The organism is Sphingomonas sp. URJC2, assembly GCF_059803575.1.
Genome location: NZ_JAPFGX010000062.1, coordinates 1 through 8,609, shown reverse-complemented (window position 1 = coordinate 8,609; position 8,609 = coordinate 1). Strand labels below are relative to the sequence as shown.

Genomic DNA, 8,609 nt, shown 5'->3' with positions numbered 1-8,609 from the left:
TCTTGGCAGGCATTCGTCGTCCCTTCCTTGATCCAGACTCTCATAGTCGATGGACCACTCAGAAGGGGGCAGCTCAGGCCTGCGGAGCCCGAGCATCAGGATTATCTGGAGCGCATTCCGAACGGCTATACGTGCCACTTCGTTCGGCCCGGATGGAAGCTGCCGCGCCGCGCTAACGCAGCGTGACGAAACGGACCTGGCATCACCGCACCTCTGGGGTCAACTATTGGCACACCCACGCCTTTACGCTCTCGCCGAGACGGTGACGATTTGGACTGCGAGCGCTACCTGAACAAACGACATAAATCGTGAATTCCAGTTCAGAAGCCGCCAGTCCGCTAGCGGCCCAAAAGCCTCCTCTTTCAGCGTTCCCCGCTTGGCCAATGACGGCCGAGGAGATGAACCATGGGATACTCTCGATTTGACCCCGCAATACAAGCCCGTGCAGCCTGGAACGCCGGCAAGACCGTTGGCACCAAGCGACCTCTGACGCAGAAGCAAATCTGGGCGATACGCTTCCACCTAGATCGCGAAGGCCGTCTCCGGGACAAGGCTCTCTTCGATCTCGCGATCGACAGCAAACTGCGTGGCTGTGATCTCGTCAAGGTCAAGATTGGCGATGTCGTTGCTGGCGCGGACATTCGCAATCGCGCCATTGTCATCCAGCAAAAGACCAACCGTCCCGTCCAATTCGAACTGACAGCGGATGTTCGCGCGACTCTGATCGCCTGGCTAGAGCGACGCGGCGGTTCGGCTCACGATTATCTATTTCCGAGCCGCGTCGATCTCCATGGCCATATGAGCACACGCCAGTATGCCCGCCTCGTCGATGAGTGGGTGACCGCCATCGGTTTGCGTAAGGCTGAGTACGGCACTCACTCGCTGCGGCGAACGAAAGCTGCGATGATCTACCGTGCCACCGGCAATATCCGAGCTATCCAAATTCTGCTCGGCCACACCAAGATCGAAAACACGGTTCGGTACCTTGGTGTCGACCTCGAGGATGCCTTACTGTTGGCGGAGCGCACCGAAATCTGACACAGCAAGCGGTCGACCGACCTATTCGGTCGGCCGCTTTGAGGCGGCGTTAGAATGGCGTGATCGACCGAAATTGGGTGGAAAGCTGACATTCACGACAACGCTCGTTCTGTCCATCGTCGTGGCGACTGGAACGCAAGTCGGAGTCAACTTATGGAGCGAGAACGCCCCATGCGGGCCAATGAGAGAACGCAGTAAATGGCCTGGCTTCTTGAGCGTGAGAACACGACGGTAGCGACCGTCAAGTTCGACATGGAGCCATCATGCTCCGAAATAATGATACCTTACGAACTTCTGGAACAGCGCGGTCTTGCTCATGTTTCGGCTCGTCCCACCCGCGCGGCCATCGATATCGACGATCAGTTTTGGCCGAAACGCGCACGACTGAAAACGCCACGAAAATCGCTTCCCGATTGGGTTGGGTTCTGCTCCTTCTGGGGGGTTAGCCAGCCATTCCGTGATTGCATTGATGGCCTGGAGCCCGGGCTTCACGAATTCAGGGCGGTAGAGGTGCTTCGCTCCGACGGGGCACCCTTTGAGGTTTCATATTATGCCATCAACGTTCGCCGGGCAATATCCGATGCCGTCGATTGGCAGAAAACCGATGTCCCGTCGAAAGAATACAAACATGGGCGCAAGATGCTGGGACTAAAGACTCTGGCAGAGACGCGCAATATTGTCATGAAAAGATCAGCAATAGGGGGCTCCCATTTGTGGGTTCCAGACGAGTTAATCACGTCGGCTATCGCTGTATCTAATGAACTCTACACATTGCTGGGACAGAGGAAACTTCTAACTGGCGTTGCCTGTTTTCGTGTTATCGAAGAATGATGAGGCCAGAGGCATGGGCAATAATCATCAGGGATTTATGCTGGTTTTCGGGAACGGCCGCAATGGGGTCGTTAGGGGCTGGTCCGCTTCTGGGTCGCCTCGCACTTGGCAGCTAGGTCACGAGCTGGGGTGGAAAGCAAATTATCCAGCGCTCGCAGCTCGGTCGCATCGGGTTTGGCCGACGTTCAGCGATTAGACGATCTCGGTCGCACCACGAACAGGATCCAAAGTCCAAGCGCGCCCCCGAATGTTGCAGCGATCTTGATGGCGTCCAGAAAAAATCCCGAGGGCCAGTATCCCAAGGGCGATTGCAGACCGGCCCCGAGTATGAAAAGCCCCAGGAACAGGGCGCAGGTTATGGCGCAGACGATTGTAGCCGTTGCTGCATCGGTTCGGGCCTTTTTGATCGCGATGAGCGGCCCAAAGAAGAGCCCAAACATGATGAGCGCGCCGGGCCAGTATTCGATGAGCTCGCTCACTGGTCACATTCCCCGAACTTCACATGCTCATGCCCAGAATGCCGATCAGGATGAATGTCCGCAATGGGGTCGCTTCCTGAATGGCAGAAATTTTTCAGAAGCATGGCAAAGCTGCAAGACCGCTTTTGGGATCAAGCCCAGGCTTCCGTTTCGACTGAAACTGGGTGGTTAGCGGACGGTCTGCTTTCAGGAAGTTCTGGACTTGACCAGCCATCACCCTGAATTATATAGTTAGCATGATAACTAAAGGAATGTCATGATCCATCAGTTGAACATCATCGCACGGATCGCGCCACATCCAACGCACTACAACAAGGCGCGCGAGGCCATCTGCGAGATCATCGAACAGACGCGCGCCGAACCCGGCTGCATGGAGTTTCGTCTCAGCGAAAATGCACAGGACGGAACACTGTATCTCTATGAGGAATGGCGAGACGAGGCCGCACTGGCATCGCACCACGATCAACCATACACCCGGGCCGTCTTTGAAGCCTACCGGGACTGGCTGGCAGAAGAGCCGCAAATCCTTCATCTCCGTCCGGTTCGGTAAGGCTGATGTTCTTTCTTAAAGAACTTCCCAGCCGACAAATGGTCGACGGTTATGCCGACCAATTCGCCGATGTCGATGTCGACAGAGTGCTCGACGCGCTTCGGTTGATGCGACGCGCGAGCCTGCTGATCCGCGAGCTGGAAGCATACTTCGCGCGCCATGACCTCTCGCAGCTTCGCTTTTTGATGATGATCCTTATCGACCGCGAACCCGAGCGAAACTGCCTCGCTGCAAGTGAAATTGCCGAAAGGCTGGACGTATCGCGGCCCGTCGTCACGCGCACCTTGCAGGGCTTGGAACGGGCTGGCCTGATCGCGATTTCGGAAAACTCAGAAGATGCTCGCTCCCGGAACGTGACCCTTACTCTCTCGGGGAAAGCCAAGCTCGACGAGGTTCTGCCGGGATACTTCGCCATCCTTCATCGTCCCGATCCAGCAGCCGACAAATGACATTCCGGATCGTTATATTGCGGACCATGCTCGTCTGGCTCGTCGTATGGCCGCTTGTGACCGGGATGCTCAAGCTGCTGGGGTTCATCGCGAGCGATATGGCGCTTGGATTTCAGACACTCATTCTGACGGCAATCCTTGTTCCCCTCATCAGTCTGCTGCTTGCTCCAGCGATGCATTCGCTGGCAACTCGCTTAATGAAGGAATGGTCATGACTGACAGGTTCGAAAGAGGCCTCGAGAATCTTCGCAGAATCGACGGTGAAGCCGGAGAGAAGGTGGTTGAAAGCTTAAAGGACATATCGCCGGATCTTGCCCGCTACACCATCGAATACCCGTTCGCCGATATCTACGCACGGCCCGGTCTTGGCCTCCGCGAACGAGAGATCGCGACGATCGCAGCCCTTACGGCGATGGGCACGGCACAGCCCCAGTTGAAGGTCCACATCCAAGCCGGACTCAATGTCGGTCTTACGAAGAGCGAGATCGAGGAAATTATCATCCAGATGAGCGTGTATGCCGGATTTCCAGCAGCGTTGAACGGGATGCAAGCCGCCAAGGAAGTCTACTCGAGCTCGGATGCCAGCGAATTCGATCAGGATGAGCCTAATTGACGGCAGCTTGCGGTAAGGAATTCTGCCCAGGCGAATGTCCGCAACTGGGTGGAAAGCGGCCATGAGTAGCGGTTTCCTTAAATGAGTAGTTGGGGCAGTCAGTCGCTCCGTTCGTCCCACACTTCGATATTGTCGGCGCGCCTGATCCTGATGGGCAGCTTCTCCTCGAGAAGGGCTGAGAGGGAACGCGCGGCAAATAGGTCTCGTACGGATTCGCTATCTGCTGCCGCGTCCTGCAATCGTTGCCAAAGAAGGAAAGTGTAGGGCTGTACCCCTCCCGTATAGGGGATGCCGCGGAATGACGTTTCCACTTCGCCGACGATCCGCTGATGCGGTTTGGAGGTGACGGGCTGGCCAGGTTTGGCGGCGCCGCTGGCGACGTAAGCGCGCAGAAACTTCAGCCTATCGGTCAGGCCGGGCAGCAGTTCGACAGCGATCTGATCTAGCACCGGACTTAGCGACGCCGGGATCTCATCACCGGCAGCAAAACCATGTTCGCCCTCTAGGTTATATTCCACAAGGTCGAGATCGGGCGCATGCATGCGTTCGACCCAGCGATGAACTTTGGGCGCGTCGCGCTGCATGATTGCGAGCGGAACCGGATCGCGCCCAAGATGAGCGAACAACGGGCCAAAAAGCGAATAGTCGCCGATCGAAGGCTGGGTGCCAACCAGATAGGGATGCTGTGTGAAATGTGCGTCGAGCCCTTGAAGTAGCTGGCGATAGCTTTCCTCGATTGCCGGGATTGTCTCGTCCGACACGCCCAGCATTGGCAGATAGCTGTTCATCCGCGCCATCACCGAGGCGGTGCGCTCGGCATTGCCGCCGACCCCGAAAGCATCTTGCAGAAAAGCTTTCTGTCTATCGAGGTAGGACCAGCGGTAGTGCATGGCATGTCGCGTCAGGCCAAGCACCGAATAGAGTTCGAACAGGTGCGCGACTGCGAGTTGGCGCGGCGTCTTCGGATAGGCAGAATAGCGCACACCGGCGCGTTCGAAGTGATCGATGATGTCGACGGTATCTTGCACGACGCTACCATCGGCAAGCTCCACGACCGGGATGATGCCCCGCCCGATTCTCGGCACCACTACTTGCGCGAAATGGGGGTCGCTGGGCGGTCTCTCACGGTAGCCGATGCCCTGCTTGCGCAAGTAACTGCGAACCTTGCCGGTATAGAGCGAGTGCGGCAGGCCATAGAGGACAAGAACATTTGTCATCAGGTGGGCTGATTCCTCAATATGAAACTGCAAGGCCGCTGAGCTTGCCCGCTAACAAGGATGCCGCCGAATGTCTGCAACGGGTCGTTTGCGGCTGGTCCGCTTCTGGGCATGTGGCCGGCAACGATGTCCGCCCCCGGCTCGTCACGCAGAAGCGCCAGCACGGCCGATGCATCCAGCACCACCTCGCTCATGGGGCAGGATCGCTAATGCTCGCTTCGTCGTGCCCGGCCTCTTCACGCCTGTCGCGTAGGAAGTCTTCGGTGGTGCGCGGCGACTTGACCGCCTGCAGGTACAGCTCGCGTGCGCGCATCACACGATGGCCGATGGGCACAAGTCGGACGCCACCCGCTTCTACGATCGCGGTCACCTTCGTATCGCCCGACAAGCCCATTGCTTCGCGCACGGACTTCGGAAGAACCATTCGCCCATTGGCAGCCACCTTCAGATCAATAGCCGTCATCACACGTTGAACCTTAGACCAAATATGCCACGGTTTAAAAAGTGGCACACAATCAGATAGGACGCAACGCCATAAGAAATTTGGTTGTACGATAGGGGGTCGCTCAACGGACACAAAATTTGGCCCGATCGCCAATCAATAGAATTTGGCTTTCGTCCTCCAAAATCGGGGTCGACCAGTCCGTCTCATTAAGGTAGTACGACTAGATTCTCATTGATGGGGCGCTAAGCGTTACAGATGACCGGGACTTTGATCGGATACGCACGGTGTTCAACCGACAAGCAGGATTTGACGGCCCAACGCCATGCTCTCGCCGAGCTCGGTGTGTCGGCCGACCGGATCTATACCGATCACGGCCTCACCGGCACTTCGCGCGATCGGCCAGGGCTTGCGCAGGCACTCGCCGCCGTCCGTGCCGGCGATACCTTGGTCGCACCGAAGCTCGACCGCCTAGCCCGATCGGTCCCCGATGCGCGGGCGATCGCCGAGGAGCTCGAGAAGCGCGGTGTTGCCCTCGCCCTCGGCCGACAGATCCACGACCCGAGCGATCCTATGGGCAAGATGTTCTTCAACATCCTCGCCACCTTCGCTGAATTCGAAGCTGACCTGATCCGGATGAGGACGCGGGAAGGTATGAAGGTCGCCAAGGCGAAGGGAAAGTTGAAGGGCAAGCCCCCCAAGCTGACCGACCGCCAGCAGCGCCATCTGCACCAGCTGCATGAAGGAGGCGAGCACTCGATCAGTGAGCTGAGCGAGTTATTCTCGGTTTCGCGCCCAACAGTCTATCGAACCATCCAGCGCATGGCATCCAAGCTCGCTTCCGGACAGTAGTGCATTCTAGCGGCCCGTCCGCACCCAGGGCACCGTCGTTCGATCGACTTTGATATCTCTCTGGTATGGCAGCTCGCATAGGGTCAACGCTTCAGCGGCTGAGCCGTGTTCCCATATCGGATATTGGTCGCCTCGCAAAATAACCGGCATCCGGGAATGGACTTCGGCCGCGGCACCAGTGCCATCCTTCATCACCATCGAATAGCAATCACCCCATTCATCCGAAGACCGCCATACGCCGGCGACGGCGAACAACTCCGCGTCCGGCAGCGACAGCCAGGTGCGCGTCATGGATCCTCGGGGACCCTCGGCCTCCGCCCACGCGGTAAGGGGGATGAGGCAACGTCGCTTCTCGAAGCTGTCCCGCCAGAAGAACTGGCTCAGCTTGTCGGTGCGGGCGTTGTTGACCGGTTTCGGCTTTAGAGGCTGGCCCGACTTCTTGCTCTTCAGCGACAGCGGAAAGCCCCACACCATCGATCGGATCGATCCGTTGGCCACGACCAACCCGGGATACCCTGGATAGATCTCTCCCGGCGCGTTGCTCGCTGCAGCGGGCGCGGCGTTGAACAACCCAGCGACCTCGGCCGAGCTCTTGGTCATGCGATACAGGTTACAAATACACGCCTCCCAGCCTTCAGGAATCTTCAACTGTCATCGCAGTATGATAGAAGAAGAGATCATGCCCGCCACCATTCTTGCCGCCGCCGCTGCCTTTGTTTGCACCCCGATCGCGGTCTGGGACGGAGACGGGCCAATTTGGGGTCAGGACATAGAACGGGCACAGATATACGCTAAGCGTCTCTGCGCGCACTTATGGGTCGACTCTATGCGTCGACGACTCCAGCATTCCAAAGGCATCCATCGGACAGTTGTAGCATCGCCTCTCGTCGCAGAGCCGGCATATCGTCAGCGCCGAGACAGCGTCGTCAGACATCTGCGCAAGTATTGTCTCGGCAATACGTTCCAGCACGAGGCGGTCAGCATTCGAGACATGGCTAAGGATTTCGGATAAAGTCTCGTTTCTTCGTTGCAGGATCGCAGATAGGCGAGTCTCGCCTGCCTCAGTGAGCATCAGCGCTACTGCACGACGGTCCCGTAGCGCTTTGGATCGAACGGCGAACCCGGCTGCAACCAATCGATCGACAAGCCGCACCGTCCCCGCGTGGGACAAGCCTAGCACCCGTCCTAATTCGTCGATCGAAAGACCGGTCGCGTGACCGATGACGACGATCGCCGCGGTGGTTTCGCCACCGCCGGGTATCGTCGGGTCGAATGCCGCCTTCTTAATTCGATCGGTGATGCCCACTGCGAGGGCGCCGAACAGATTGACGAGCCGGTCCGAGAGTACGTTCAAAGGGTTGCCTCATTCATTGACGGCGTATAGTGTATGCGCAGCGCATATATCACGCCTGTCTAAGCATGAAGGCAGGTCATGCGCCATGATGAAAGCGAGGCACCATGTTTTCGACATTACACATAGCTGAAAAGACGACCGGCTCTCGCGGGTCTCTCGCGTTGCTGCGCTGGGCGCTGGTGGTCATCTTTCTCTGGTTCGGTTGCATGAAATTCACGAGCTATGAAGCGATGGGCATCGCGCCATTGATGAAGAACAGTCCGATCATGAGCTGGATTCCGGCCGTTTTTGGGGTGCAGGGTGGAAGCTATTTTATAGGCACCGTCGAGCTCGCGACGGCCGCTGCGCTGATTATCGGTGCTTTCAACAAGACGGCCTCCGCTCTCGGCGCGGCGATGTCATGCCTGACTTATGCCGTGACACTGACGTTTTTCCTGAGCACGCCTGGCGTCGCCGAGCCGACCGCTGGCGGGTTCCCGGCGATTTCGGCCGGAACCGGACAGTTCCTGTTGAAGGACCTGGTGCTTCTTGCGGCATCAGCGTGCCTTCTACTTGCGTCCATACGGACAGCAGACGCGTGACGGCAAACAGGTGATAGGCGACGCTCCGGACCTGCGCTTTTGCCGAACCATACCCGCCTCAGCCCATAACGATCGACAAACCCTGTCGCTTTGATAGGGTGTTCGAAAACATGCTTTCGAGGGTTTTGTCCGTCGTCAGAACATTTGGCACAGGTCGCGGCGTAAATTAGCGGAGTGCGGGCCTCGTCTGTTGTTGGGTTTTA

14 protein-coding genes are annotated in these 8,609 nt (G+C 57.7%); 8 read left to right on the top strand and 6 right to left on the bottom strand.

Features of this window, described 5'->3' with window-relative positions; genetic code table 11:
* The first annotated feature begins 405 nt into the window (after positions 1-405).
* Together OPU66_RS14455 and OPU66_RS14450 are read left to right on the top strand one after the other, a co-directional pair.
* Entirely contained in the window at positions 406-1,038 is a 633-nt protein-coding gene (locus OPU66_RS14455; protein ID WP_053556534.1) for a tyrosine-type recombinase/integrase, read from the top strand.
* A 198-nt stretch (positions 1,039-1,236) separates the two neighbouring features.
* A complete protein-coding gene (locus OPU66_RS14450; protein WP_067399893.1) occupies positions 1,237-1,869 on the top strand; it encodes an imm11 family protein in 633 nt (210 codons plus the stop codon).
* Positions 1,870-2,054: 185 nt separating this feature from the next.
* Here the strand turns inward: OPU66_RS14450 and OPU66_RS14445 are convergent, their stop codons facing one another.
* Positions 2,055-2,348, bottom strand: coding sequence for a hypothetical protein (locus OPU66_RS14445; protein ID WP_067403134.1), 294 nt, complete (start codon positions 2,346-2,348; stop codon positions 2,055-2,057).
* 256 nt (positions 2,349-2,604) lie between these two features.
* Here OPU66_RS14445 and OPU66_RS14440 point away from each other — a divergent pair, with 256 nt between their 5' ends.
* From OPU66_RS14440 to OPU66_RS14425, 4 genes are read left to right on the top strand one after another with little or no spacing between them, the layout of a single operon-like run.
* Positions 2,605-2,898 (top strand): putative quinol monooxygenase, encoded by a 294-nt coding sequence (locus OPU66_RS14440; protein WP_062342971.1) that lies wholly within the window; start codon positions 2,605-2,607, stop codon positions 2,896-2,898.
* Positions 2,899-2,936: 38 nt separating this feature from the next.
* Entirely contained in the window at positions 2,937-3,347 is a 411-nt protein-coding gene (locus OPU66_RS14435) for a MarR family winged helix-turn-helix transcriptional regulator (RefSeq protein WP_230959651.1), read from the top strand.
* A 26-nt stretch (positions 3,348-3,373) separates the two neighbouring features.
* Entirely contained in the window at positions 3,374-3,562 is a 189-nt protein-coding gene (locus OPU66_RS14430) for a putative antibiotic biosynthesis monooxygenase (RefSeq protein WP_062342974.1), read from the top strand.
* Entirely contained in the window at positions 3,559-3,960 is a 402-nt protein-coding gene (locus tag OPU66_RS14425; RefSeq protein ID WP_081096823.1) for a carboxymuconolactone decarboxylase family protein, read from the top strand. Before OPU66_RS14430 ends, OPU66_RS14425 begins: the two co-directional genes overlap by 4 nt.
* A gap of 98 nt (positions 3,961-4,058) precedes the next feature.
* Here the strand turns inward: OPU66_RS14425 and OPU66_RS14420 are convergent, their stop codons facing one another.
* The 3 genes from OPU66_RS14420 to OPU66_RS14410 are packed head-to-tail and all read right to left on the bottom strand — an operon-like array spanning position 4,059 to position 5,640.
* The gene (locus tag OPU66_RS14420; RefSeq protein ID WP_062342978.1) at positions 4,059-5,177 is read right to left on the bottom strand and encodes a glutathione S-transferase family protein; all 1,119 of its coding nucleotides are present in this window, start codon (positions 5,175-5,177) and stop codon (positions 4,059-4,061) included.
* Positions 5,177-5,371, bottom strand: coding sequence for a hypothetical protein (locus OPU66_RS14415; RefSeq protein ID WP_498554348.1), 195 nt, complete (start codon positions 5,369-5,371; stop codon positions 5,177-5,179). The genes OPU66_RS14420 and OPU66_RS14415 overlap by 1 nt, the downstream gene beginning before the upstream one ends.
* The gene (locus OPU66_RS14410; RefSeq protein WP_053556548.1) at positions 5,368-5,640 is read right to left on the bottom strand and encodes an AbrB/MazE/SpoVT family DNA-binding domain-containing protein; all 273 of its coding nucleotides are present in this window, start codon (positions 5,638-5,640) and stop codon (positions 5,368-5,370) included. Before OPU66_RS14410 ends, OPU66_RS14415 begins: the two co-directional genes overlap by 4 nt.
* A 237-nt stretch (positions 5,641-5,877) precedes the next feature.
* Between OPU66_RS14410 and OPU66_RS14405 the strand changes: the two genes are divergently transcribed.
* Positions 5,878-6,471: a recombinase family protein gene (locus OPU66_RS14405; RefSeq protein ID WP_053556549.1), complete on the top strand. Its 594-nt coding sequence runs from the start codon at positions 5,878-5,880 to the stop codon at positions 6,469-6,471.
* 6 nt (positions 6,472-6,477) lie between these two features.
* Here the strand turns inward: OPU66_RS14405 and OPU66_RS14400 are convergent, their stop codons facing one another.
* On the bottom strand, positions 6,478-7,089 hold the full coding sequence (locus tag OPU66_RS14400) for an SOS response-associated peptidase (RefSeq protein ID WP_066114288.1): 612 nt from the start codon (positions 7,087-7,089) through the stop codon (positions 6,478-6,480).
* 193 nt (positions 7,090-7,282) lie between these two features.
* Positions 7,283-7,825 (bottom strand): MarR family winged helix-turn-helix transcriptional regulator, encoded by a 543-nt coding sequence (locus OPU66_RS14395; protein ID WP_010339851.1) that lies wholly within the window; start codon positions 7,823-7,825, stop codon positions 7,283-7,285.
* A gap of 104 nt (positions 7,826-7,929) precedes the next feature.
* Between OPU66_RS14395 and OPU66_RS14390 the strand changes: the two genes are divergently transcribed.
* The gene (locus OPU66_RS14390; RefSeq protein WP_010339850.1) at positions 7,930-8,406 is read left to right on the top strand and encodes a YkgB family protein; all 477 of its coding nucleotides are present in this window, start codon (positions 7,930-7,932) and stop codon (positions 8,404-8,406) included.
* Positions 8,407-8,609 lie beyond the last annotated feature (203 nt).